Source organism: Sphingobacteriales bacterium, assembly GCA_012517435.1.
In the GTDB taxonomy this organism is placed as follows: Bacteria; Bacteroidota; Bacteroidia; order CAILMK01; family JAAYUY01; genus JAAYUY01.
Map to the genome: position 1 here is coordinate 18541 of JAAYUY010000130.1, position 26523 is coordinate 45063.

20 protein-coding genes are annotated in these 26523 nt (G+C 38.8%); 12 read left to right on the forward strand and 8 right to left on the reverse strand.

Annotated features, from left to right (window positions below):
* The first annotated feature begins 51 nt into the window (after positions 1-51).
* From GX437_07475 to yidD, 4 genes are all read left to right on the forward strand, one after another.
* The gene (locus GX437_07475) at positions 52-3474 is read left to right on the forward strand and encodes a hypothetical protein (protein NLJ07492.1); all 3423 of its coding nucleotides are present in this window, start codon (positions 52-54) and stop codon (positions 3472-3474) included.
* A gap of 177 nt (positions 3475-3651) precedes the next feature.
* Positions 3652-3810 (forward strand): 50S ribosomal protein L34, encoded by a 159-nt coding sequence (rpmH, locus tag GX437_07480; GenBank protein ID NLJ07493.1) that lies wholly within the window; start codon positions 3652-3654, stop codon positions 3808-3810.
* 24 nt (positions 3811-3834) lie between these two features.
* The gene (locus GX437_07485) at positions 3835-4230 is read left to right on the forward strand and encodes a ribonuclease P protein component (protein NLJ07494.1); all 396 of its coding nucleotides are present in this window, start codon (positions 3835-3837) and stop codon (positions 4228-4230) included.
* Positions 4202-4447 (forward strand): membrane protein insertion efficiency factor YidD, encoded by a 246-nt coding sequence (yidD, locus tag GX437_07490; GenBank protein ID NLJ07495.1) that lies wholly within the window; start codon positions 4202-4204, stop codon positions 4445-4447. The genes GX437_07485 and yidD overlap by 29 nt, the downstream gene beginning before the upstream one ends.
* Before the next feature lie 59 nt (positions 4448-4506).
* On the opposite strand, the gene GX437_07495 is transcribed toward yidD, so the two are convergent.
* The 4 genes from GX437_07495 to GX437_07510 are packed head-to-tail and all read right to left on the reverse strand — an operon-like array spanning position 4507 to position 10997.
* Positions 4507-7866, reverse strand: a complete 3360-nt coding sequence (locus GX437_07495) for an efflux RND transporter permease subunit (protein ID NLJ07496.1) — start codon at positions 7864-7866, stop codon at positions 4507-4509.
* A gap of 18 nt (positions 7867-7884) precedes the next feature.
* Positions 7885-8994, reverse strand: a complete 1110-nt coding sequence (locus GX437_07500) for an efflux RND transporter periplasmic adaptor subunit (GenBank protein NLJ07497.1) — start codon at positions 8992-8994, stop codon at positions 7885-7887.
* A gap of 13 nt (positions 8995-9007) precedes the next feature.
* The gene (locus tag GX437_07505) at positions 9008-10372 is read right to left on the reverse strand and encodes a TolC family protein (GenBank protein ID NLJ07498.1); all 1365 of its coding nucleotides are present in this window, start codon (positions 10370-10372) and stop codon (positions 9008-9010) included.
* Between the two features lie 4 nt (positions 10373-10376).
* Positions 10377-10997 (reverse strand): TetR/AcrR family transcriptional regulator, encoded by a 621-nt coding sequence (locus GX437_07510; GenBank protein NLJ07499.1) that lies wholly within the window; start codon positions 10995-10997, stop codon positions 10377-10379.
* A 147-nt stretch (positions 10998-11144) separates the two neighbouring features.
* On the opposite strand from GX437_07510, the gene GX437_07515 reads away from it, so the two are divergent.
* The 5 genes from GX437_07515 to GX437_07535 all read left to right on the forward strand — a co-directional run bounded on the left by GX437_07515 (position 11145) and on the right by GX437_07535 (position 18592).
* Positions 11145-15458, forward strand: a complete 4314-nt coding sequence (locus GX437_07515; GenBank protein ID NLJ07500.1) for a PKD domain-containing protein — start codon at positions 11145-11147, stop codon at positions 15456-15458.
* The gene (xth, locus tag GX437_07520; GenBank protein NLJ07501.1) at positions 15455-16216 is read left to right on the forward strand and encodes an exodeoxyribonuclease III; all 762 of its coding nucleotides are present in this window, start codon (positions 15455-15457) and stop codon (positions 16214-16216) included. The genes GX437_07515 and xth overlap by 4 nt, the downstream gene beginning before the upstream one ends.
* A 69-nt stretch (positions 16217-16285) precedes the next feature.
* Entirely contained in the window at positions 16286-16657 is a 372-nt protein-coding gene (locus GX437_07525; GenBank protein NLJ07502.1) for a GxxExxY protein, read from the forward strand.
* A 367-nt stretch (positions 16658-17024) separates the two neighbouring features.
* A complete protein-coding gene (locus GX437_07530; protein NLJ07503.1) occupies positions 17025-17807 on the forward strand; it encodes a site-specific DNA-methyltransferase in 783 nt (260 codons plus the stop codon).
* Positions 17807-18592 carry an MvaI/BcnI restriction endonuclease family protein gene (locus tag GX437_07535; protein NLJ07504.1) on the forward strand — a complete coding sequence of 262 codons (786 nt, stop codon included), beginning with the start codon at positions 17807-17809 and terminating at the stop codon, positions 18590-18592. The genes GX437_07530 and GX437_07535 overlap by 1 nt, the downstream gene beginning before the upstream one ends.
* A gap of 169 nt (positions 18593-18761) precedes the next feature.
* On the opposite strand, the gene GX437_07540 is transcribed toward GX437_07535, so the two are convergent.
* Positions 18762-20279 (reverse strand): T9SS type A sorting domain-containing protein, encoded by a 1518-nt coding sequence (locus GX437_07540; protein ID NLJ07505.1) that lies wholly within the window; start codon positions 20277-20279, stop codon positions 18762-18764.
* A 218-nt stretch (positions 20280-20497) separates the two neighbouring features.
* Between GX437_07540 and GX437_07545 the strand changes: the two genes are divergently transcribed.
* On the forward strand, positions 20498-20821 hold the full coding sequence (locus GX437_07545) for a hypothetical protein (GenBank protein ID NLJ07506.1): 324 nt from the start codon (positions 20498-20500) through the stop codon (positions 20819-20821).
* A 50-nt stretch (positions 20822-20871) separates the two neighbouring features.
* On the opposite strand, the gene purD is transcribed toward GX437_07545, so the two are convergent.
* Complete coding sequence (gene purD / locus GX437_07550; GenBank protein NLJ07507.1) at positions 20872-22158, reverse strand: phosphoribosylamine--glycine ligase; 1287 nt, start codon at positions 22156-22158, stop codon at positions 20872-20874.
* Positions 22159-22264: 106 nt separating this feature from the next.
* Between purD and GX437_07555 the strand changes: the two genes are divergently transcribed.
* Positions 22265-23332, forward strand: coding sequence for a phosphatidylserine/phosphatidylglycerophosphate/cardiolipin synthase family protein (locus GX437_07555; GenBank protein NLJ07508.1), 1068 nt, complete (start codon positions 22265-22267; stop codon positions 23330-23332).
* Positions 23333-23384: 52 nt separating this feature from the next.
* A complete protein-coding gene (locus GX437_07560) occupies positions 23385-24998 on the forward strand; it encodes a PKD domain-containing protein (GenBank protein ID NLJ07509.1) in 1614 nt (537 codons plus the stop codon).
* 5 nt (positions 24999-25003) lie between these two features.
* On the opposite strand, the gene GX437_07565 is transcribed toward GX437_07560, so the two are convergent.
* Positions 25004-25609: a ribonuclease HII gene (locus GX437_07565; protein ID NLJ07510.1), complete on the reverse strand. Its 606-nt coding sequence runs from the start codon at positions 25607-25609 to the stop codon at positions 25004-25006.
* Positions 25610-25627: 18 nt separating this feature from the next.
* The gene (locus GX437_07570; GenBank protein NLJ07511.1) at positions 25628-26317 is read right to left on the reverse strand and encodes a hypothetical protein; all 690 of its coding nucleotides are present in this window, start codon (positions 26315-26317) and stop codon (positions 25628-25630) included.
* Positions 26318-26523 lie beyond the last annotated feature (206 nt).

A 26523-nucleotide genomic window follows, 5' to 3' on the forward strand; every position in this document is an offset into this window, starting at 1 on the left:
CCCCTGTAACATTACCTTTGAGCTAAAATTTGATTTTACATTTTTAAGTAGATGCCAGCTTTTCACCTGAAATTTATATGGGTTCCCCTCCTTCTGACTTTTATCATCTCTCCTTTTTTCTCAACTTCTCAGGGCATTCAAACCGATTTCGGAAAATCAAAAGTTCAGTTTGGAAAATTTGACTGGTATTTTTACAAAACATCTTCTTTTGAAGTTTATTACAACAGTGGCGGAAAAAGCCTTGCCCAATATGTATTGACCAATGCCAAAAAGCAATTGAATGAAGTGGAAAAAATTCTCGACTATAAAGCTTCTTCCAGAATAACCATCATCATCTACAATACTTATGCTGATTTCAGACAGTCGAACCTCACACTCTCCGATGAAAAATATAATATTGGTGGACTAACTCCGGTAGTTGACAACCTTGCCTTTGTATATTTTGATGGCGACCACAGAAGTTTTGATAAAAGGCTTAAGCAATCCATCGCAGAAGTATTGCTGAACGAATTGCTTTACGGTACAAGCATTCAGGAGCGGCTGCAAAACAATGCCCTGATCAGCATACCTGAATGGTTTTACAAAGGACTGCTGTCTTTCATCTCCGGCAATATTTCGCCTGAGGACAAGGAAAAATTTGAAAATGGAATTGAAACCGAGAAATATAAACGTTTTGGCAGGCTGAAACCTGAAGAAAAAATCCTCATCGGACATTATTTCTGGGAATATATTTATACAGCATACGGAAAAAATGCAATCGGTAATATTCTTTATCTCACCCACATCAATAAAAACATTGAAAGCGGATTTGACTTTGTTGTGGGCAAGCCTTTCAATTTCATTTATAATGAATGGTACAAATTTTACCGCTATCAGGTTTTATCACGGGAAACCAGTAAATATGATGAGCTGAAATATTCAATGGCTCTTAAAAAATTTGCCCGAAACGGGGAAATTATTCAGGCAAAACTATCACCTGATGGTGAAAAAATAGCCTACAGCATTTCTAAAAATGGCAAAAATGCTCTTTTTATTTATGACTTAAACCGGCAAAAAAAGACAAAGGTTTTCGAAAAAGGAGTTAAATCTTTTGAAGCGGATAATGATAAAAGCTACCCTGTTTTCGACTGGATGCCCATCAAAAATACCCTGACCTATTCTTTTTTGAAAAAAGGCAAACCCTGGTTGGCCAATTTTGACCCGGAGACAAGAAAAACCACTGATGTACGTAAACTTGAAACCCTTGACAGAATACTTAGTTTCAGCTTTAATCAGCGGGGGACTTCTTTAGTTATTTCAGCAATAAAAGATGGGAACAGTGATATTTTTATTTACGAAGTCAGGTCGTACCGGCTTTTTCAAATTACCAACGACATTTTTGACGATCTTTTCCCTGAATTTATCAATCAGGACAAAGGAATTATCTTTTCATCAAACCGTAATTCAATCTTTATTGAAAGAAGTGTTTTCGATCCGGAAAGTAATTTCAGTCCATCACTGGACCTCTATTATTACAGAGCTGACCAGAAATCGCGTCAACTCATCAAAGCCAGCTACAACGATATAGCTGATGAAACAATGCCTCAGGCTTACGATTCAAATCAGATTTGTTACCTCACCAACGAAAATGGAATCATTAACCGAAATGCAGCTTATATTGACAGTATTTTCAACAGGATTCAGGTGATAGTCAGCTATCAGGATACTGTCTTCAAACCTGATACTTTTAATTACTGGCAAAATGACAGGGCAGTGGTTTCTATTGATCCATCATGGCTGAAAGATTCCCTCATTGAAAAAATTGATACCCAAATCATCTATCACGATACTTCCTACCATTACAGAACGACCAATTATCTCAGGAATATCCGTCAATACAATATTGTCCCGCGTACGGAAAGTGTCTTTGAACTGTTCAGAGACAACAATAGCTATCAGGTTTCGATAGCTCCCTTTCCTGAAAAAATCAGACAGGATCATAAACGGCAATCTGCAGAAAACATCCCTGAGCTCTACAAAACCTTTAAAAAAACAGGGAATGAATTTGAAGGCATTGAAAACGAGGAAACCAAAGAGATTTCTGTTATTCCTCCTGTGCAGACAGAAAAACAAAAAGACAGTTTCAGCTACTATTTCATCAATGACTTTGAAATTAAAATAGCCGATACGACCGATCAGGCAGAAGTGCCCGGTTCCATAATACTTAAACCAGCGGATATTGTGGAGCCATTCCCGGAAACAGATTCACTTCTTCGTCTCCGGCCCACCCGTTTCGGTTCGTCCAGTTCTTACTTCCTCTCCTTTAGCCTTGATTATCTTGTCAGTCAGTTTGACAATAGTTTCCTGAACTCACCGTATCTGGTATATAACAAAGATGAAACACCTCAACCCATCAACAGAATTACCAGTGCTTTCTTCATGCTGGGCGTCAACGATTTGTTCAAAGATTATCGTATTGCAGGGGGTGTCCGGCTAAAAGGAAACCTTTCCGGTACCGAATACATTATGGCTTTTGAAAACCTGAAATCACGTCTGGATAAAAAATTTATTTTTTACCGTAAGAGTGAAACCAGCGATGGACTTTATGTCAGATACAGACAAAAAACAAACGAAGGCAGAATGCAGTTGCGTTACCCATTTAACGAAAATGCCTCATTAAGATCGGACATCTTCATCCGCCACGACAGAAAAGTTACACTTTCTTCGGAACACAACAGCCTGACAACACCGGATATTATCAATGTTTTTCCGGGAGTAAAACTCGAGTTTGTCTTTGATAACTCCCGTCAGATAGCAGAGAATATAAGGGTGGGTACCCGCTATAAGATATATTTTGAAAACTTCAGGAATTTTTCCGGGTTTAAAAACGAATTTTCGGTATTTGGATTTGATTTCCGGCATTATCTGCGTATTCACAAAGAGCTGATCTGGGCTAACCGAGCTGTTTTTGCAACTTCTTTCGGAGGCTCAAAAGTAGTGTATCTGCTTGGCGGTATCGATAACTGGTTATTGCCCAAATATAACAGCGACATAATGATAGATCCCGATATCAATTATGTGTACAAATCTCTCGGAGTTCAGATGAGAGGATTTACCCAAAACATCCGTAACGGCAATTCTTATGCACTGATTAACAGTGAGATTCGTTTTCCGGTATTTAAATATTTTTCTTCTCTGCCCATGAAATCGAGGTTTTTTGAAACTTTTCAACTGGTAGCCTTTACCGACATAGGAACAGCCTGGACAGGACCAAGCCCATATTCCGAAGCTAATACTCTCAATAAACAAATCATTTACAACAATCCATTGAAAATCACTGTTATTACGGTTGGCGAACCCGTAGTGGGTGGTTTTGGTTTTGGTATTCGTACCACTTTGTTTGGCTATTATGTTAAAGTAGATCATGCATGGGGAATGGAGGGAGGAAAAATCTTCCAGCATATTACATACCTGTCGCTGGGAGTCGATTTTTAACATCCAGCTGATAATCAGCGGATTAAGTTGGATAAAAATATAAACCCGGAAATTTTGCAATGGTCAAAACTCACTTAAAATTCGTCATCAACCCGGCAAAGAGAAAAAGCTAAAATAAATTTAGTAAATTAATTAATCCTCCTATATTTGCAGTCTTAATTTTTTAAGGAAATTATCATGAAAAGGACATTTCAGCCATCAAACAGGAAGAGAAAAAATAAACATGGATTTCGTGAGAGAATGTCCACTGCATCCGGAAGGGCAGTGATAAATGCAAGAAGGGCAAGAGGGAGAAAAAAACTCACTGTCTCTGATGAACCCAAGCACAAGGCCTGAAAAAGGCATTAATCCTATCTGCTCATGCATGGGCACAAAAATACTTTCAGTAAAAAAGAGCGCCTTTGCAGAAAAAAGATTATCAGTCAGTTAATAAATGGCGAAGCCGTAACTAAAATTGCAGAATATCCTTTATTGCTTGTATTTAAAAACACAGAACTTCCTGAAAAAGTACCTGCCCAGGTAATGTTTGGTGTAAGCCGGAAATCATTTAAAAAAGCTGTTGACAGAAACTATCTTAAAAGATTATTGCGGGAAGTTTACCGGACAAACAAACACCTTATTTATTCAAAACTAATTGAAAAGAATATGCAGGCTGCCATACTGATTGTATATACACCTAACATTATTTGCGATTATCAAAAACTTCAGAAATCAATTGTCAGGTTGTTTGAAAAAGTTAATCAACATATTGCTTAGCCCCTTAAAATGGTTTTTAATCCTGCTGGTTAAAATTTACCAGTTGTTTATTTCTCCGTTTTTCCCTCCATCCTGCCGATATACACCCACCTGCTCGGTTTATGCCGTTGAGGCGCTAAAAAAACATGGTCCTTTTTATGGATTATATCTGGCTGTCAGGCGAATACTCAGATGCAATCCCTGGTGGGGAGGTTCTGGCCATGATCCGGTACCATAAAAAAAACAGCCTGTAATAACAGGCTGCCTTTTTGAACAGATATGCTATATTTCAATGATTTAACTCAGAGCTTTATCTTTTCTTCCCACATAAATCCTGTATAGAACCGGCACCATAAAAAGAGTAAGGAAAGTGGCAAACAACAGTCCGAAAATAATTGTCCAGCTTAATGGCCCGAAAAAGGTAACATTATCACCTCCGAAATGAATATGCGGGGCCAGATGGGCAAATAAACCCACAAAATCGATGTTAAATCCGATTGCCAACGGAATAAGACCGAGAATACCGGCAGTTGCGGTCAGCATAATAGGTGTGATCCTGATTTTACTTCCACGAATAATTGCTTCAATAGTCGGAACCCCTTCCTTGCGTAATGCATCGATAAATTCGACCATCAGAATACCGTTTCGAACCACGATGCCTCCCAAAGCAACAACGCCCATTCCCGACATGGCAATGGAAAATGGCATCTGGAAAATCATAAAGCCAATCATGACACCGATAATGCTGAACAATATCTCAGTCAGTATTATCATCGTTCTTGTGAGTGATGAGAACTGGGTAACCAGAATGAAAAATATCAGGAAGACTGACAAAATCATGGCTTTACCGAGAAAATTCATCGTAGCCTGCTGATCTTCCCGTTCTCCTGTCAGCTGAATATCAACAGTTTCAGGGTGTTTAAAATCTTTGAGTTTTTTAATGATCTCGGTCCTGATTTCATTGGCATTGTAGCCTGTTTTGACCACAGATGTCAGGTTAATCACCCTCTTCAGATTTTTCCTATGAATACTTCCGTAACTGTTTTTGTATTCAATATGTGCTACGGTGGATAGCGGGATAGACCGGTGTCTGCCAGTTACCATATCCATATAATTCAATTTGGTATTGAGCAGATTATCAACATCTTCTCTTTGATCTTTTTTAAACCTCAGCACAATTGGATACTGATCTTCTCCATCCCTGAATTTTGAGATTTCTTTACCCTGAACTGCAGTACGGACTTCCATTCCAACCTGTCCGCTCGTTATCCCTTCCGAATTAGCCCGTTCACGGTCAACAACAACGATCAACTCTGGTTTGTTGGTCTCAAAATCAGACTTCAAAGGCTCGATACCCGGAATATTCAAAGAGTCAATATAATCCTTGACTTTTTCCGAAACCACAATCAACTCTTCAAGGTCTTCAGCTGTTACTTCAATATTGACAGGTTTTCCTGTCGGTGGACCCATGGAATTTTTTTCAACGGAAATTTCAGCATCTTTTATATCTGCCAAAGCTTGCCGTATTTTTTCCATATAGCTGCTGGTCTTCAATCCTCTTTCCCTTTTGGCAAACTCGGCAAAATTGATGGTTATCTTGGCTTTGTTTGAGGTTACTGTTGTATTGTCGAACCTTGATTCTGATGCACCCCTTGCTACATTGGTAACGACTGATTCTATATTGATATTTTTTTCACCTAAGGTCTGATAAATCTTCTTTTCTGCTACTTTAGTTACAGAATCAGTATAAGAAATAGATGTTCCTTCAGGTAGTTTCAGGTAAACATATACATTGTTTGGCTCATTGTTCGGGAAAAAGACAATGGGAGGGCCTGCAATGCCCCATAAAATAAAGACTACTACAAACAAACCGATGGTACCATACAGAATTTTATACGGGCGTCTTCCTTTCAGGACTTTTCCCAGTAATTTTTCATACAGGTTCAAAGTTTTCGGAATGATGGTATGCTGAAACCTGACCAGAATCTTTCGTCCCACCATGTTATGCCAGACAATGACAATGGCAAGGAAAATTAAAATATTGGCCAAAACAGGAGTTCTGGCAAAATGAAGGATAATTCCCAGTAGTGTCAGAATGCCTGAAGCGATAAAAACCCTTTTTACCGGAGTTTTACTGATGGTCTCATCATCTTCATGTCGCATAAAAGTAACGGCAAATACAGGGTTAAACACATAAGCCACAATCAGCGAAGCAAACAAGGTAATAATCAATGTGGCTGGAATATAATGCATGAACTTGCCAATGGTGCCCGGCCAGAATAACAGCGGGAAAAACGGAGCCAGAAGGGTAAGCGTACCGGATAAAACAGGAAGGAAGACCTGTCCTGCAGCATATTTTGCTGCTTCGACAATGGTTATCTGCTTATCACGACCTTGCCTGAAAATACGGTGGGTGTTTTCAATCACCACAATGGCATCGTCAACCACAATACCCAATGCAAAAATAAAGGAAAACATCACCAGCATATTCATGGTAAAGTCGATTCCGGGGAGAACGATATAAGCCAAAGCCATGGAAATCGGCACCGATAAACCGACAAAAACAGCATTGGTAAGTCCCATGAAAAACATCAGCACCATGGTAACGAAGATGAAACCTAAAATTATGGTATTGTTCAGGTCGGTCAGGGTCGTACGGGTATAACGCGACATATCACCTGAAATCTGGACTTTCAGGTTTTCTGGGAATTTTTCTTTCTGAATAACTTTCAGTGCATCCTTAATTTTATCAGAGGCATTCAGCAGATTTTCACCACTCTTTTTGATGACATTCAGCGTGATGACATTTTTACCATTAAAACGGGCATAACTTTCCTGCTCTTTATATCCATCAACAATATCAGCTACATCCGATAGCCTGACTTTTGCCCCTGTTGAAGAAGTAACAGAAATATTTTTAATGGTCTCAATATCCTTGAATTCCCCGACAAGACGGAGTGTCCTGCGCATTCCTTCCATATCGAAAGTCCCGGCACTGATGGTGCGGTTTTCAGCCATCACCGCACGCTCAATATCTGAAAAAGTGAGCTGTGCGACACTCATGCGGTACATATCAACATCTATCTTGATTTCTCTGTCGAGTGCACCGATAATATCTACCCTTGTTATTTCCTTAAACCCCTCTATTTTATCCTGTAATATTTCTGCATAATGCTTGATTTTATCAAGCTCCATGTTCCCGTAAAGGTTGATATTCATGATAGGAATCTCCGAAAAATCAATTTCCATGACACTCGGGTCAACCGGCATGTCGTTGGGAAGGCTCGATTTTGACTTATCAACAGCATCCTTCACTTTTTGCTTGGCCTCGCTGACATCATAATTCGGATCAAATTCGACAATAATGGAAGAAAAATCCTGAACTGAATTGCTGGTTACCTTTTTGACCCCGTTGATGGATTTAATATTTTTCTCGATAGGTCTGGTTATCAGATTTTCTATATCTGAGGGAGATGTTCCCGGATAGACTGAATTAACAATGATTGTCGGAATTACAAGTTCGGGAAACTGTTCCTTTGGAATGGTAATATAATTCATTATGCCAAAAATGGCAATCAAAGCGAGCAAGACATAAACGCTCAGTTTGTTGTTTATTGCCCAGCTGGTTACTTTAAACTCTTTGTGTTTGGTCTCCATGTCTGATTTTTTATTTGATTAGAGCGGTTTTACGATCTGTCCTTCTTCTATTCTCTGCAAGTCAGAAGCTATCAGTCTGATATTTTTATCAACCCCCTGAAGAATTTCAGTTTCTCCCTTATAGCTGCGACCGGTAACAATTTTTTTCCTGGCCACGACTAATTTACCATTCTGATCTTCTGCAACATAAATAAACTTTTCACCATTTTCGTTCAGAATTAAATTATCAGGTACCACGATTGCATCAGTTTTTTTATAATCGTTGATATTCAGCACTGCTACCATGTTGGCACTCACTGTAACAGAGGAGGGTATCTGAGCTTCCACGATAAATGTACGGTTGACCGGATTGATAAATTTGCTGGCAAACGAAATCTGAGACCGGGTTGTATAAGGAATATCAGGAAATATTATTTCCACTTCATCACCTTTTTTAATCTTTGAGGAATAAGTTTCAGAAACCTCAGCCACTACTTTCATTTTGGAGAAATTGACGATACGCATCAGGGATAGACCCGGAGATACAGCCTGACCAATTTTGATGGAAACGTCTTCAACTGTTCCGGAAACAGGAGCAGTCAGCTTGTACATATTAATTTGTTCCTGAAGCGATTTGATGCGGTTTTCCATGGCTTCCTTGTTGTTTTTGGCAGTCAGGTACTGAATTTCACTCCCTATTTTCTGATCCCAAAGCCTCTTTTGTCTTTCATAAACAGTAAGGGTAAACTCATACTGTGCCCTAAGTTCTTTTAATGAGCTTTGCAATACTTCATCATCCAAAGTAGCCAGAATCTGTCCTTTTGTTACCCTGTCTCCTGTTTTGACCAGAATATTTTTTATCACTCCAACCACTTTTGTGTTGACGGCTGCATTTTCATCTCCATCCACACGCCCCTGTACCCTTATATAGCTTTTGAATTCTTTTGGCGAAATTTCAAGGATTTTCACCATTTTTTCATCTTTAAGGGTATCATTTTTGGAAATTTGTTTTTGAAGTTCAACAATTTCCTGGTTGAGTTTATCCCTTTCAGCGATTAATTTATTCAGCTTTTCTGAAGGATCTACCTGTTTTGAACATGAGATAAACAGAAAAACGAGCGATAAGGCTAATAAATAAATGGGTTTCATCTTTCTTCTTTTTTTATTGTTTATTCATTAAATTTTCAAGTTTGTGTTTTGCATTCAGCATATCTATCAGGGCTGAAAAATAATTGGTCTGCGCATTTAGCAACTGATTATTTGCCTGTGTTAGTTCCATACTTGTTGAAATGCCTTCCTTATATTTCAGCAAGGTTTTATTATAAATTTTTTCAGCAAGTTCCATATTTGCTTTTTCGTTTAAAAACTTATCATAAGCCGACTGTAGCTGCATTTTTGTTTTCTCAAAGTCGAGTTTTAAACCCTCAATGGCCATTTGGTTCGAATTTCTTGTTTTTTCAAGTTGAAGGCGGGCTTGTTGTACCCTGCTTAGCCTCATCCCTGAACTAAATACCGGAACGTTCAGGCTCAGGCCAATCATATCAGGAAATGTGAAATCAAAATCAGCTTTTGCTGTTTTTTCCTGATGGGTATAAAAAGCTACAATACTTGGTAAAAATGCTGATTTATTCAGGTTCAGACCGGAAACCATCATCTGTTCCTGTGTTTTAAGTAATTGATAGGTGATGTTGTTGTTCAGGTCAAAATCAGCATTCACTAAGGATTCAACACTGGTATTATTCATGATGGTTTCGAGATTATCCGTCAGTAAAACAGGCTGATCAAGCGGAAGACCCAGCTGAAAATTAAACAGCCTTTTAGCTACATTCAGTTGTCTTTCAATAGCCTGCATGGTATTGCCAACAGTGGTAACCGTGTACTGAAACTGATCCACATCTGTATTTTCGATAAAACCTTCCTGCAACATGGATTTCATGTCGTTAAGGGTTTTATCAAGATTGGTTTTCATTTGTCCGAGCAGTTTCAGATTGGTTTCTGCAAGCAGAATCAGGCAATAACTGTTGGCAACATTTTCACGGATATTGTTTTCTGTACTTTTAAGGCTTTGCTCCGAAAGATTCTTGAAAATTCTGGCCGTTTGAAGCCCGACAATGTAAGATCCGTTAAACACGAGTTGAGACACGGATGCTTTGATGGTGGCAGAGCTTTTAACCCCTAATTCAATAGGTATCTGCTGATAACCAAGCTTGATCTGATCTGCATTTAATCCTGTCGGGGTAGCAGGATTGATGAGAAAGGGAGTTGAAAATTTCATCTCAGGAACAGTCGGCATATAGGTATAGTCCAGCGATGCACTAACCTGAGGCAATCCCTGAGCGGTCGTTTCCCAGATTTTCTTTTTGGCTATTTCTACATCAATCATTGCATTTTTCACCTGAATGTTGTTTTTTAAAGCATATTCCTGTGCTTCTTTCAGGCTAAATGAAGTCTGCGGCTGCGTAAGTGCCTGTCCGGCTATTAAAATCCCGGACAAGGTCAGCAATAAATACATTTTGCTCTTTTTCATTTACTTAGATGTTAAAATTTAAGTCCTTTATCTTTTCTTCAAAATATTTCATCCCTTTTTCATTGGCAATGCTGCGTATATGATTTTCAAACATGACCTTGAATAATCCTGAAGCAGAAAATGAAGGCCCATACAAAAAGTCAGGGTTCATGACATTCTCCATGTTCTGAACATACAGCAATGCCACCATTTCGACATCGATGTCTTTCCTGTAAACACCTTCCTCAATACCTTTCAACAGATTTTTTTTAATGTTTTCAAAGGTTTTTTTCCTCTTCTGTTCAAAATGATCCCTGCACAACTCAGGATATATTTTCTGCAAGTCATAAGTAAATACCGGATTGATTTCCTTTAACATACGTATTACGTCAAAACTCAGATTAAACAGAACATCTATACTGTTTTCCCCGGTTTCTTCATACCTGTTAAACAATTCATCAATCTTTTTGTTTTCGTAGTCGATAACTTTTTCCAGTAAATCGACCTTATTTTCGATAAAACGGTAAAGTGTTTTTTTTGAAATTCCCATTTCCCGGCTCAGGTCGTCCATGGTAATCCGCTTAATCCCGTATTTCTTAAATATCCTCAGGCTGTGAAATAATATGTCGTCAAGCTCTTTAATCATCCTTTTTTAAGTGGAAACGTTTAAAACGATTTTCGTTTCCATGGTTTTTAAGGCATACAACTTTTCAAAACTTATGCCAGTAATTTCATCATTGCCCGTGATAAAATATCTTTGCAGAAAATTCTAACCAAAAATTAAATTCAGGACATGAGGAAAGTCAGATTCAGGCCGGAGTTTCTTTTGATAATATCGTTCATATTTTCAGGGAATCTGGTTCTTTATTCACAAAGCAACAATCCCTTCACAGGCAGTTCGCAAAACTTTTATGAAATAAAAGCTCAGTTTGAGAAAAAACTGGCAGAAGCCAGCGATCTTGAACATTTCAGGGAGTGGAAGCAATATAAAAGGTGGGAATGGTTTATGGAACCAAGAGTATTTCCGACCGGAGAATTACCCAATCCAATGGCTGTTTCTAACGAATTATCAAAGCCTAAACCTTACAGAAATGACGGTTACCGTTCATCCGGAAGCTGGGTATCACTCGGACCTGACATTTCTTCAGGCAATGGAATAGGAAGAATCAATTTTATCTGTTTTCATCCGACAGATTCAAATATCATTTTTGCAGGAGCACCTTCAGGCGGATTGTGGAAAACCACTAATGGCGGGACGAGCTGGACGACCAATACTGACAATTTGCCGGTCATTGGCTTCAGCGACATGGTCATCAATCCACAGAATCCCGCAGTGATGTATCTGGCTTCAAGTGATGGAGATGCCAACGATACCTACAGTATAGGCGTTCTCAAATCGACAGATGGCGGACAAACGTGGGTAGTTACCGGACTGAATTTTAATGTTACACAGACCCGAACCATTCGTAAACTACTCATGCATCCGTCAAACCCTGATATTTTATATGCTGCCACCAACAACGGCATTTATAAAACGGTTAATGCCGGTAACAACTGGACAAGGGTTTACAGTTACGGTTGTATTGATATTGAATTTAAACCACAAAATCCATCCGTCATCTATGCCGCTGTCTATCAGGGGTCATGGACTGCCGGAGCCAAATTTATCCGCTCAACTGACAACGGCTCGACTTGGAAGGAAATAACAGGTGATTGGTCGGGAAAAGCCAACCGTATTGCTATAGCCATTGCACCCGGGGATTCCAACTACGTTTACATCATTGCTTCTGAATCACCCACTTCCAATTATGACAATCGTCATGGTTATCTGGGTTTTTACCGCTCGGTCAACGGTGCAGATTCCTTTGTTACCATGTCAACTTCTCCTAATATTCTGGGGTGGTCTCCGGGAGGTACCGACCAGCGGGGACAAGGATGGTACGACCTGGAAGTAGTGGTTTCTCCGGTCAACAGACATCTTGTCTTTATTGGCGGCATTAATATCTGGAAATCAGAAGATGGTGGTGCCACATGGACGCTGAGTGCACACTGGTATGGAGGTGGTGGAGCTCCTTACGTACATGCTGATATTCATGCCATGGCTTTTGACCCCAAAAATCCCTATGCCCTCTACATTGGTTGTGACGGAGGTATTTATTACACCAAGAACGGTGGAGTCACCTATAAAGACATCAGTCAAAGCATGGTTACTTCACAGATTTACAGAATCGGTTCTTCTGCTACTGACAACAAGCTGGTTATTGCAGGTCTTCAGGATAATGGCTCCAAACTTTACAATGGCTCATGGGGAAACGTTTTAGGCGGAGACGGAATGGAATGTATCATTGATCCAACCGACAACAAAATCATGTACGGCTCTCTCTACTATGGTGATATTCAGAAATCAACAAACGGAGGAAGCAGTTTCAATAAAATCAAAAAAAATATTGATGAAGATGGAGGCTGGGTAACACCTTATCTGCTCTGTCCGAAAGATCCCAAAATTCTGTATGCCGGATATAATAACGTGTGGGTCAATTATAACCGTGGAAGCAGCAACTGGATTAAAATTTCTTCATTTGCAGGAAGCACAACACTTGTTGCGCTTGCAGTAGCTCCATCAGATACCAGCGTAATCTATGCAGCCAAATCGTCAACGCTTTACAGAACCAGAAACAGTGGTCAGACATGGGACAATATCAATAGCGGACTCCCTACTGCCAATGCAAGTATCACCGATATTGAAGTCAGGGAAGATAATGCCAATGTGGTTTGGGTAACATTCTCCGGCTACAGCAACGGGAATAAGGTATTTGTCAGTGTTGACGGAGGAGATAACTGGGTTAATTACAGCGGCTCCCTACCCAATTTACCCGTTAATTGCATTGTATATCAGAAAGGTAGCGACAATGGACTTTATGTCGGAACTGATGTCGGAGTTTATTACCGCGACAGCAGTTTAAACGACTGGATACCATTCAGCAGCGGTCTCCCGAATGTAATTGTCAATGATCTTGAAATTTTCTACAATTCTGTTCCATCCAAACAAAGAATTAAAGCTGCTACCTATGGCCGCGGACTCTGGGAATCAGAGCTGTATGCCTCTCCTGATATTCCTCCTGTGGCCGATTTTGAAGTGAAAGATACTGTCGTTTGCCCCGGATACACAGTAAGCTTTAACAATCTTTCTTCTTATGCCACTTCATTCAGATGGTACTTCCCTGGTGCCAATCCCTCTGTAAGCACCGACCGTAACCCGAAAATAAGATTTGAATCTCCGGGTTACTATGATGTTTATCTGGTAGCCATCAACGATTACGGAAAAGATTCCATCAGGAGAACTGCCCTTATCAGGGTGGACGCAACTGCAAAATGCATATACATCATGCCATCCACCTTTTCCAATGATGTTTATACCACCTGCACCGGAACCTTGTTTGACCCGGGAGGAAACAGCAACTACACAAGTAACTTAAATACCATTGTAACCATTTCACCGCCACAATCAACCGGAATTATCATGACATTCAAAAGTTTTCAGACAGAAGATAAATTTGACGTACTTGAAATATTTGAAGGCACATCTGTCAGTGGAAAGCGTATTGGCGCTTTTTCAGGAAGCACTCTGCCCGGAAATGGCCTGATTGTATCACAAGAGGGTAGTGTTACCCTTCGCTTTACCTCTGATGCCCTCGACAACAGGTCAGGTTTTGAAATGGAATGGAAATGTATCAAACCTGATGAGCCTCCTTTTGCCTATTTTTCTGTCACGAACAAATACAGTTGTACAGGTGAAATAAACTTTGAAAACCGCTCCCTGAATAATCCTGTTTCTTATTTATGGGATTTTGGCGATGGTTCGTCTTCATCAGAAATAAACCCGGTTCATCAGTATCAGAAAAACGGGAAATACAATATTAAGTTAAAGATTTCCAATGCTCATGGATCAGACAGCTTTACCATCACCAACCTTGTTGTAGATATGCCGTTACCACCAAAAGTTAATCACGGGTCAAGCTGCGGAGCAGGTCAGGTTTCCCTTTCGGCCTATGGGGACGGTCATCTTTACTGGTATAACAGCCTGGCTGATTCAATACCTTTCCATAAAGGTTCCGGTTATCAAACATCGTTTCTGACTGAAACAAAAGATTATTACGTCAGATTGTTCACATTCGGGCCTTCACAATATGCCGGTCCATATTCCAATTCCATCGGATCTGGTGGTTTTCTTACCGGAACTCAGGGTTTGTTGTTTAATGTTTATAAAAATCTAATTATCAGGTCAGTTAAAGTGTATGCAAGTGGAAGTGGCAACCGGCAGATTCAGCTGAAAAACAGCTCCGGAAGCATTTTATATGACACCAATGTTTATCTCAACAGCGGTGAAAACCGTATAAACCTCAATTTCGAAGTCGAAAAAGGAAATGCTTATTCTCTCATCGGAATCAATGCAACACTTTACAGAAACAATGCAGGTGTAAGTTATCCCTATACCATTGAAAACTTAATCTCGATTTACAATTCTACTGCCGGATCAACGGTTTATTATTATTTTTACGACTGGGAAATTCAGGAAAGCGATGTCTGCCGGAGTTTACCTGTAAAAATCACTGCCGGTATATTTCAACAGGCACCAAAAGCCGGTTTTGATGCAAAAGACTCCGGGCTTTATGTGAAGTTTAACAATCTTTCCACCAACAACCTGATCAACAACTGGAGCTTTGGCGATGGAAATACCTCTGATGAAGTCTCTCCTGTTTATAAATATTCTGCCCCCGGCAATTACACAGTAAAACTCAGTACCCACAACGCCTGCGGCAGCGACTCTGTGTCGAAAAATATATTGATAGTCAATAGCTTAAATGAATATTCAGTTCCCGACATAAGGGTTTATCCCAATCCTTCCGAAGGAAAGTTTACTGTTGAACTAAGCCATAGTTCAGGAAAATTAAAAATAACTGATGTTAACGGAAAAGTTGTAGCCGAAGAAATTCTGGATGGCACTGGCAGAAGTATTTTCTTTACATACCAGCTCAAGAGAGGAATTTATTTCCTGTCGCTGATTGATGAAAACGGAATATTAACCAGAAAAATTATAATCTATTGAAAATCATATCATATAATGTAAACGGAATCCGGGCAGCACTCAGCAAGGGCCTAATTGACTGGCTCAAATCAACGGATGCTGATATCGTCTGTATTCAGGAATTGAAAGCAACACCGGAACAATTCGATACTGCTCAGTTTGAAGACCTTGGATATCATTGTTTCTGGAATCCTGCTGTGAAAAAAGGATATTCAGGAGTTGGACTATTATCCCGAGCTAAACCCGATAAGGTTGTTTTTGGTTTCGGGAAAGAGATATATGATCAGGAAGGCAGGGTCATCCGCGCAGATATCGGAGATAAGAGCTTCCTGTCTTTATATATTCCTTCAGGTAGCAGTGGTGACGAAAGACAGGATTTTAAAATGGAGTTTCTTGATTTTTTTACAGACTGGACCATTGACTTGCTCAGGCAAAGGCCAAATCTCGTCATTTCAGGTGATTTCAATATCTGTCATCAGGCCATAGACATCCATGATCCAATTCGAAATGCTACAAGTTCCGGATTTTTACCGGAAGAAAGAGAATGGTTCTCTGGATTCCTCGACATCGGACTGACAGACAGCTTCAGGTTTCTGCATCCTAAAGTTCAAAAATATTCATGGTGGTCGTTTCGTGCCAATTCACGGGCAAAAAACCTTGGCTGGAGAATAGATTACCACCTGGTATCTGAAGGCTTGAAAAATCAAATCCGTCAGGCGGGCATCGATAACGATGTGGTTCATTCCGATCACTGTCCTGTGTGGGTCGAACTGGCTTAGCCCCTAAAGCATTAATTTAGTCACATCTCACCACAGAGATCACAGAGATCACGGAGAAAAAAATAAATTATGATTGAAAATCAATTAACTGAAAAAATTATTGGCTGTGCCATTGAAGTGCATAAGCAATTAGGCCCAGGCCTCCTCGAATGTGCTTATGAAGAATGCTTATATTACGAGCTTATCAACTCAGGGCTGGAAGTAAAAAAGCAACTTGCTTTGCCATTAGTTTACAAAGAAATACAATTAGATGCCGGTTACCGCATTGATTTGCTGGTGGAGAACAGAGTGATAGTTGAAATTAAATCGGTAGATGCTATTGCCGAAATACACAAAGCACAACTAATGACCTATATGAAACTGGCAAATTTAAAGATTGGCCTGCTGATTAATTTCAATGTCACAAAATTAAAAGACGGAATTGTAAGATGGATTATTTGAATTTATTCACCACAGAGAACACTGAGATTCACGGAGATAATTAAAAACTCTGTGTTCCTCCGTGACCTCCGTAGTTAAAATATATCTCACCACAGAGAACACTGAGATAAACGGAGATAAAAAGAGGTAATTCTGAAGGATGTCGAGAACCCCGGGTTAAGTAATCGCAAATCAATTAAAACAGCGGTTTTGGAAAGTTGTAAAATTGATAAATTTGCACTGACTAATCAAGATTTATTAATTACAAATAATTGATTTTTAATATTGAATGAATAATGTTAATCAAAAGTATAAAAACAGAAGTTTAAAACGCAAAGACAGTGTAAAAAATTGTAAATTTGATTGGAGAAATAATATTCAAAGAAATATGAATTTTGAAGAAAAATACTTGGATAAAATCATTAACGGTGATTGCTTAACTGTTATGCAGGATATGCCTGACAAGTGTGTGGACTTGGTAGTAACTTCTCCTCCATACAACCTAAAAAATTCAACAGGAAATGGCATGAAAGATGGACGTGGTGGAAAATGGGCTGGAGCAGCTTTGGTCAATGGTTACAGTCATTATGACGATAATATGCCGCATGAACAATATGCAGAATGGCAATACAGCTGTTTGAAAGAAATGTTCCGGCTAATAAAAGATGACGGAGCAATTTTTTATAACCACAAGTGGAGAGTACAAGATGGTTTACTTCAAGACAGAAAAGATATAATTAGAGATTTGCCTGTAAGACAAATTATTATTTGGAAACGTAAGGGTGGTATTAATTTTAATCCAGGTTATTTTTTACCGACCTATGAAGTAATCTATCTTATACCAAAACGAAAATTTAAACTTGTACCTAAAGCTAACGCATATGGTGACGTGTGGACGTTTACACAAGAGATGAAAAATGAACACCCTGCGCCATTTCCTGTTGCATTAATTTACAGAATTATTTCTTCAACAACGGCACAAATTATTTTAGACCCATTTATGGGTAGTGGAACAACCGCAGTTGTTGCAATGGGATTAAAAAGACATTACATAGGAATTGAGCTATCACCTGACTATTGTAATATGGCTGAGCAGAGAATTAAACGTAATAAAATACACAGTGAACTTTTTGGTTTAAGACAGTTGTCTTTATTTCAAGATATAGATTGATGAAAATTTACACTAAAGAAAGCTTGATAAAAGAGCTTAAGAAAATTGCTAAAAAAGGTTGGATTGAGAATAAAAGGTATGGGAATCAAGGAGGTATTGGAAATACCCTTGAAGATTTGTTAGGGATTGAAGAAAACAATTTACCAATTCCTAACGCAGCAGAATGGGAGTTAAAAACCCAACGATTAAACACTTCTTCACTTACGACTTTATTTCACATTGAACCTTCACCCAGAGCAGTGAAATTTGTACCGCAAGTTTTATTGCTAAAATATGGTTGGTCACATGAAGAAGCAGGAATTAAATATCCTGATAATGAAATGAGTTTCAGACAAACCATTCATGGACTTTCACCAAGTGACAGGGGTTTTCAAGTTGTTATTGACCGTAACAATCGTAAAATTTTAATCTCATTTGACAGTAGTAAAGTTGCAGAAAAACATACTGATTGGCTTAAACAAGTTAAAGAAAGAGTTGGGTTAGGACAACTCGATCCCCAACCTTATTGGGGTTTTGACGACCTTTCTAACAAGGCGGGAACAAAATTATTAAATTGTTTTTATGTTCAAGGAGAAGTTAAAAAAGAAGGCGACATAGAGTTTTACAGATACAGTAAAGTAATGATGCTACAGAAGTTCAAATTTGAAGGTTTTTTAAACCAAATTGAGAAAGGGAATATTTTGATTGACTTTGACGCAAGAACCGGACACAATCACGGAACAAAATTTAGAATGAGACAAAATTGTTTGCCAGAACTTTATGAAAAAGCAACAATTATTTTATGAACGAAATAAAAGCTCAATTAGTAACAATTAAGCCCTTATTTGGTTTGCAGAACCAACGATGATATTTACGATACATCGAAATTGTTCAAAACTGGTATTAAATTGGGATTTCGAAAAAATAACTTATTATTATTTTACTTTAAGACAAAAAAGAATAAATGCCCAATTCTTATTTTACCAGTTTTTCCACTTGCACAAGCTGTTTTTCTGAATTTTCAATAAGCAGCAGGTAAATACCTGACGAAAGATTATGTAAATCAATGCTTTTTGTTTTTTCATTAACGTTATCCTCTATTAAAAGTCTTCCTGTGATATCGATAATTTTAAATCTAACATTCATGCCTTCAGGATTGAGAAGCAGGACAACATCAGTAACCGGATTAGGATAAACCATAATTATTCCTTTCTGAGAATTATTATCTCTTACGCCAATCACTCCACCAAATTCAAAAGCTCCAATATCTGTTTTTCCGTTCCGGGAAGCACCACGTTGGTCCAAAGGAGGTGCTCCCACAGATGTTCCTGCATCAATTGCGGGGCTGGTGGGTTTTAAAGCATGCGTTTTGGTGGGGCCTCCATTATCAGCCAGAATTTCAAGTTCTGCATCCATATTGTTGATATTCCCCTGTCCTGAAACCAGAATGGTATTGTCCTGCAAAATGGTGTAGGTGCGGTTAAAAGTAATCTTTCCTCCGTTTTGTGTATAACCGAAAAAATTGTCAGTAAAACCACTGGCCAGAATACAATTTAACAGGTTGAAATGAACAGTTGCCGGATCATTGTAGGAATAAGCCTGTATGGATTGTCCGCAATAAACGGTATTTTCTGTAAAAGTACAATTAATCAGATTGACCACACAGGAACCATTTGACGAAATGATCCCCATACCACCTCCACAGGTAAGATAATTTCCACTTGTTTTACCTTTATTATTACTAATGGTGCAATTGGTCAGAGAAATCTGAATGGCTTTTCCCGATGTTCCGGCAAACAGGCCTGCTCCATTTGAATGGACCGTATCGGCAACTAAAATATTATTGTAAATCAGGCTATTGCGAATTTCAGCATTTGAATTTTCAATCTGAACTCCGCCTCCTTCATCAAATGCCTGATTGCCTTCAATACTGCATCGTTCGATCTGCAAAACTGCACCAATATGATTGACAGCCCCTCCGCGAAGAAGAGCCGTATTGTTTTTGACTATACAATTTTCCAGATAAAGCTGAGCCGACAATCCATTGCGTAAAGCACCCCCATATCTGGCTTTATTACTTTCAATCATGCAGTTTTTCAGATATAAAATGCCAAGATTTTCAATGGCTCCGCCATTTCCGGAAGTATTACCAAAGCGAATGGTTATACCTGAAATAAAAACCGTATTTCCGGGCATGACTGAAAAAACCCTTCTGTCAGAAACGGAAAGAGAAGCACCTCCTTCAACGATGGTCTGATCAACTCCCTGACCGAGCAAAACAATGTTTTTATTGATCACTATTCCGTTTCCCGTATTTCCGTCAGCTGTAATTATTCCGAAAATATGGATAGTATCTCCTGGGGAAGCCTGTGTCAGCGCATCCGTAACTGTCGGAAATGTTTTACCCTGACCGGCTTCGTAAATAGTTGAAAACAAGGGTGTTGTAAACAACACAGACAGGCACCACAGCCAGATTGTTTTTAAAGTTTTCATCCGGAATTATTGTTTGATTTTCAATCGTACAAAATTAACATTTGTTTATGAAGTATAAAAATGAGAGAAAGTAGCGGATACCAGCGTATGAACTGATTATTGTAAAAAAAATCAGGTTAAAAAAAATTTCGTTACATATTTTGTACACAATATTTTTGGCAGCTGAATAAAAGCTTAAAAAAATCTAAAAACAGAGTTTTTAACTTAAAGCAAATATTTTGGAAAAGAAAAAAATCGTCAAAGATTATGATAAATTGCCGCCTGAGGTATTGGAAAAACTCAGGCAAATGTATCCGAACGGCTATTCAAAAAACCTGATTTCCTATTTCAATGCAGAAGGATTGAGGGTATCTGCCCTGCCATTCGAAACGGAAGAATATTATTATCTGATACGAATGTCAGTTGCGGAGGCAAAAAAGATTGATGAAGAAGACGATCTGGATTTTGGCTTTAAAGATCCGGATGCTCCCGGTGAAGTTTCAATGGAAGATGTAGATCAGGACAACCTGTTCAGCATTCAGGAGCCTGAGGAAGAAGAATAAAGAAAAGGAAAGCAACTGTTTACAGGCTGATTCTGTTAAAATACAACACTTCATTTGTAATAATTCAGTAGATCCTTCCCAATGTCGGTGCGGTAATACATTTTATCGAAGTGAACTGAAGGAATATTGGAATACACCACATTCAGGCAAGCTTCGAGGGACTCAGCCATGGCGTTGACAGCCAGAACCCTTCCGCCTGAAGTTTTCAATTCATTATCCATATAGGCTGCCCCTGCAATAATTACCTGACAATCATTTAATTGTTCAAGACCGGATATTTCTTTTCCTTTTTCATAGTTGCCGGGATATCCGCCCGAAACAAGCATAACAGATACCGAATGCAAGGGAGAAAACAACACAGGCTCAGGCTGAAGCTGTCCGTTTGCTGCCGAAACCATCAGCTCTAAAAGGTCAGATTGAATTCTTGGAAGGATAGACTCAGTTTCGGGATCACCCAGCCTGACATTGTATTCAATCACATAAGGATTCCCGTTGACATTCATAAGCCCGAAGAAGATAAATCCATGGTAATCAAGATTTTCGGCTTTAAGCCCTTGAATAGTTGGTTCAATAATGCGTTTGATGACTTTCTCCCTGAAATCATCTTTAAAAAAAGGCACAGGAGAAACAGAGCCCATACCACCCGTATTAGGTCCTGTGTTTCCATCACCCACCTGTTTATAGTCCTTGGCTTCAGGCAACAAGACATAGTTTTTACCGTCTGTAAGCACAAAAACCGAAATTTCAATTCCTGATAAAAACTCCTCAATGAGGAGTGTATTTCCCGCCTGGCCGAATTTTTTGTCAAGAAAGGCTTCATCAAGTGCCTGAAAAGCTGTTTCCTGATTCTGAGCTACAGTAACTCCCTTCCCGGCAGCAAGACCATCTGCCTTTAAGACAACCGGATATTTTGAGCTCATCAGGTATTCCCTTGCCAATTGATATTGATCTGCCTTAAACATCTCAAAACCGGCAGTCGGGATGTGGTATTTCTTCATAAATTGTTTGGCAAAATACTTACTTCCTTCAAGTTGTGCGGCCTGAGCCGAAGGTGCCAGAACTTTGACGGAAGACAAATCTGTCTTACTTTTAAAAAAGTCGTAAATTCCTTTCACGATAGGGTCTTCAGGCCCGGCAATGACCAAATCAATTCCCCTGTCTTTAACCTCAAAGGCTATTTTATCAAAATCATCCGGATTTCCTGAGATATTTTCTGCGATGGAAAAGGTACCGGCATTACCCGGCAATGCAAACAATTTACCGCATATAGGGCTTTTCCTGATGGCTTCACACAGGGAATGTTCTCTTCCCCCGCTGCCTAAAACAAGGACATTCAGTTTATTCATTTGTTTGTCAATCTTTGGGTTACAAAATTCCAGTTCAAAAATAGAATAAATACTTATTTTAGCTCCCCGAAAAATTATCAAAGATAACCGCATACTGATGAGCATTGCTGAAAAAGTTTCTGCTAATTCCGATCCGCTCAAGATTTATTACAGTATGCTTGAAGACATTGAAAAGGCTAAGAAATATATTTACATAGAAACTTTCCGATTTGAAAACGACCCCATCGGAATAAAGTTCAGAAACCTACTGGCCAAAAAGGCCCGTGAAGGGGTAAAAATTATGATACTTACCGATGCATGGGGAACCTCAGTCAATTCAAAATTTTTTAAAATGATCACAGATTACGGAGGTGAAGTTAAGTTTTTTAAAAGCATACGCTTCGCCCTGAATCTTTTTCTGGTCAATCATGAACGTGACCACCGCAAACTCCTGATAATAGATGATTTTATCAGTTACATAAGCTCCATCAATATTTCCAATTACAACCTTAACTGGCGTGAATTCTCACTTCGGATAGAAGGTGAACTGGCTGTTTTTCTGAAAAAAATATTTCTTGAAAACTACAACCTGAAAAACACCTATAAATTTGATAAAAAAAGAAGCTCGCAGATTGTAAAAGCCGGTCATTTTGAAATAGTGAGGGATGTACCAAGCGTCAGGTATCAGCGTATCAGAAAGCGATTTGTACAACTGATTAACATCAGCAAGCATCAGGTATTTATTGAAACGCCCTATTTCCTGCCTACTTTTCTGCTTACCGAAGCTCTGATTGCGGCTGCAAAACGTAAAGTGGACGTGAACATTATTATACCCAGGCGGTCGGACGTTACGGTAGTTGACCGGTTGAGACAGTATTATCTCGGTCGTTTTTACGAAGCAGGGGTAAAAATCTGGTATTATCTCCCCACCAATCTCCATTCAAAACTGTTTATTTCGGATCAATGGTTTTATGCCGGTTCCACAAATTTTGACTATCGCAGTTTCAGGTATATGTTTGAAATTGGATTGTTTGGTACTCAGGAAGACATCTGGTCAGTCATTATGAATCATATTCATGAAACCCTGAGTGAATCAATACCATTTGATTATCATGAATGGAAAAACAGGGCTGCCTCCTTAAAAATAATTGAAAGGCTTTTGCTCCCTGTAAAACATCTTCTTTAGGCAACCTTATCTTAATTAAACCTATCTTTGTACTTAATTAATATGGTCATTTATGAAAAAATCAATCAGTATTATTTTACTTTTATTTGCATTCTCCTTTCTGAAAGCCCAGGTGAGTATTACTTCTCAGGATATGCCATCAGGCGGTGACACACTTAGATACAGCGAAGCAAATATTACACAGGATATTCTCTCAAAATATCAAAACACCGGCAGCAACTATATCTGGGATTTTTCTGATTTGGAACCCACCTCACAGGGTATTTATGAATATAAAAATGCCATGCAGACACCTTATGGATTTTACTTTTTCGGCTCTTACGGCCTGAAAGTGTCGGATAGCATAGGCATGGGTTCATACAGCATCAAAAACATCTATAATTTCTTTAAGAAAACAACATCCAGTTTTGAAGCCAACGGAATGGGCCTGACTTTCAGCGGCCTTCCGGTTCCTGCCTATTATCAGGACAATGATGAGATTTACAAATTCCCGCTTACCTACAACAGATACGACAGTACGACATTCCGCTTTGTGACGACACTCAGTGGAATGCTGGAATATAGCCGAACCGGTTACCGTGTCAATGTTGTCGATGGGGAAGGAAAAATAACCACACCATACGGTACATTTGACTGCATCCGGGTTAAAACATATATTTATGAAATCGATTCTATCGGTATTAATACTTTTAAATTTGGTTTTCCCAATCACCAGATGGAATATAAATGGCTGGCCAAAGGAATTAAAATTCCGGTTCTTGAGATCAAAGGCAATGTAACCATGGGTAACTTTACCCCCAACACACTCCGCTATCGCGATCAATACAGAAAAATATATTCACCTTTTGCCCCGGTAGCATCTTTCGATGCCGATAAAACCAATGTCAATACCGGTGAAACGGTTACTTTTTTCAACAATACCACTTCCATAACTCCGGCTACTTATCTCTGGAAAATTACGCCTTACAATTTCATTTACACGAATTATACTGACAGTACCAGCGAAGAGCCTCAGGTAATCTTTACCAAGGCCGGCACCTATTCCGTGCGCCTGACAGCCAGCAATAATTTTGGCGAAGATGACACACTGCGAACTGATTATATTACAGTTACAGGCGGTAATCCTTTTGTTACCAAGGCGTGGTTTATCTATGACAAGGAAAACCCCACCACGGGTGATGATGTCTATTTTACAGACAAAAGCACTACCACAGGATCTACAACTTATCTCTGGGAAATCAATCCGCAGACAGTTACTTTCCGTTTTACAACCAATAAAAACAGCCGTAATCCGATCATTAAATTTAACAGCGCAGGCAAATATGATGTTAAACTGACAGTAACCACCCCGTATGGCAGCCACGACACTACCAGAAGTATTACTGTGGCGCTCAGTGATATTCAAGAAGCCGGTCAGGTTTTTTACCATGTATATCCCAATCCTCTTAATGCAGGAAAAAACCTCTTAAATATTGAGTTTTCAGAAGGAGGAGAAGAAACAATTCTGGCTCTCTGTGACGCTTTGGGAAAAATTGTCTGTACCGGAAAATCTGAAGCAGGCAACAGTTTATATTCAATGGAAACTCCTGAATTACAAGCAGGTATATATTTCCTGAAATTTATGACAGGTGAAAAAAATCATATTCTGAAAATTTTGGTCAGGTAGTTTTGTTAAAACGGCAGTTTTAATTGTTTCTCATTGAGCAGAAGCTGAAACGATTTGCGGTGATAGCATGAGATTCCGGCCTGTAGAATGGCTTTACGGTGCTCCATGGTAGGATAACCTTTATTTTTTCTCCATTTATACACAGGATATTCATTATCAAGATTTTCCATAATTTTATCCCTGAATGTTTTTGCCAGAATGGATGCTGCTGCAATTGAGAGGTAAGTGCTATCACCTTTTACGATACACCTGAATGGTATATCTGTTTCCGGTCTGAAGCGGTTTCCGTCAATCAGCAATAGCTCAGGAGTAACGGAAAGTTTTCTGATTGCTTGATTCATGGCTTTAAAGGTAGCATTCAGGATGTTGATCCGGTCAATCGTTTCGTGGTCAATAATCCCGATACCGTATGTGATAGCCTTTTCTTTAATGATTTCTGAAAGATAATCTCTTTGTCTGGCAGAAAGTTTTTTGGAGTCATTAATTAAGGGATGATTAAAACCTTCAGGGAGTATTACGGCAGCAGCCACCACAGGCCCGGCAATACATCCCCTTCCGGCCTCATCAATGCCAGCTTCGAGTTTTTCAGAAAAACACGTATTCAATCCCATTTTTCAATGCAGCTCAGACTAATTGTAACTTTTTATTTTATCTTCAACATCTTTTAAAAGCTGATTCATTTGCCTGTAAATATTATCCAGTTGTGATTTGAAAAACTCACCCGAATGAGAGTCCCATACTTCGATAGTGGTATTTGCATCAGGTGATTCAATATAAAAATCTGTCAGCACTGTCTGATAATATCCGTCAGCAATACTCAGTATCATGTTGAAAAACACTTTACTTTGTTCGGTTTTAAAAAAGGTTTCATAAGAAGAGGGCACCATACAACGCAGGGTAATTTTCAATTGATCGGCATTTTTCGATTTAAGGGTTTTTGTTATTCCTTCTTCTTTTTCTGCAGAATACCTGAGCAACAAGGCATAAGCATCCTGAGGATTATCAGTTTTTGCTTTAAACTTATTTGTAAAAGTAACTTTTTCGCCAACATAAGGGAGTTTTAATTCTTCATTTACATGATATTCCTGAGGAACTTCCTCCCTGACTTCCTGTTTCCCCTTCTTTGTATATTTTTCGACTCTTTCTGAAGAAATTTTCCGTTCATTTGATCTTCCATCCTGCGTGAAGAAAATATATCCGCCTTCGACTTTTGAAATGGTCCCTATCTTCTGTTTCCCACTTTTGAAAATGATTGTATCCTGGGCATTCGAAAGAATGATACAGAATGAACAAATAATCAGGAGTAAAATAAATTTCATGATTTTTTAATTCAAATTAATGATACAAAGATAGGATTAATGAACAATCCGATAATTTAACATTTCAAACTTTTCCCTGTTTATCAGTTACCTTTTAAATTTACTAAGTATTAAGTTCTGAAATGTTGATAAGTACAATAACTTAAATAAAAAGTTGCTCTCTTCAGGATAACTTTGTTAGAAATTAAATGATGGTTTATTAGATT

Coding starts and splice junctions, on each gene's coding strand:
- GX437_07475 (NLJ07492.1), top strand. CDS start 52: ATGCCAGCTTTTCACCTGAAATTTATATGGGTTCCCCTCCTTCTGACT.
- rpmH (NLJ07493.1), top strand. CDS start 3,652: ATGAAAAGGACATTTCAGCCATCAAACAGGAAGAGAAAAAATAAACAT.
- GX437_07485 (NLJ07494.1), top strand. CDS start 3,835: ATGCATGGGCACAAAAATACTTTCAGTAAAAAAGAGCGCCTTTGCAGA.
- GX437_07495 (NLJ07496.1), bottom strand. CDS start 7,866: ATGGAGACCAAACACAAAGAGTTTAAAGTAACCAGCTGGGCAATAAAC.
- GX437_07500 (NLJ07497.1), bottom strand. CDS start 8,994: ATGAAACCCATTTATTTATTAGCCTTATCGCTCGTTTTTCTGTTTATC.
- GX437_07505 (NLJ07498.1), bottom strand. CDS start 10,372: ATGAAAAAGAGCAAAATGTATTTATTGCTGACCTTGTCCGGGATTTTA.
- GX437_07510 (NLJ07499.1), bottom strand. CDS start 10,997: ATGATTAAAGAGCTTGACGACATATTATTTCACAGCCTGAGGATATTT.
- GX437_07515 (NLJ07500.1), top strand. CDS start 11,145: ATGAGGAAAGTCAGATTCAGGCCGGAGTTTCTTTTGATAATATCGTTC.
- GX437_07525 (NLJ07502.1), top strand. CDS start 16,286: ATGATTGAAAATCAATTAACTGAAAAAATTATTGGCTGTGCCATTGAA.
- GX437_07530 (NLJ07503.1), top strand. CDS start 17,025: ATGAATTTTGAAGAAAAATACTTGGATAAAATCATTAACGGTGATTGC.
- GX437_07535 (NLJ07504.1), top strand. CDS start 17,807: ATGAAAATTTACACTAAAGAAAGCTTGATAAAAGAGCTTAAGAAAATT.
- GX437_07540 (NLJ07505.1), bottom strand. CDS start 20,279: ATGAAAACTTTAAAAACAATCTGGCTGTGGTGCCTGTCTGTGTTGTTT.
- GX437_07555 (NLJ07508.1), top strand. CDS start 22,265: ATGAGCATTGCTGAAAAAGTTTCTGCTAATTCCGATCCGCTCAAGATT.
- GX437_07560 (NLJ07509.1), top strand. CDS start 23,385: ATGAAAAAATCAATCAGTATTATTTTACTTTTATTTGCATTCTCCTTT.
- GX437_07565 (NLJ07510.1), bottom strand. CDS start 25,609: ATGGGATTGAATACGTGTTTTTCTGAAAAACTCGAAGCTGGCATTGAT.
- GX437_07570 (NLJ07511.1), bottom strand. CDS start 26,317: ATGAAATTTATTTTACTCCTGATTATTTGTTCATTCTGTATCATTCTT.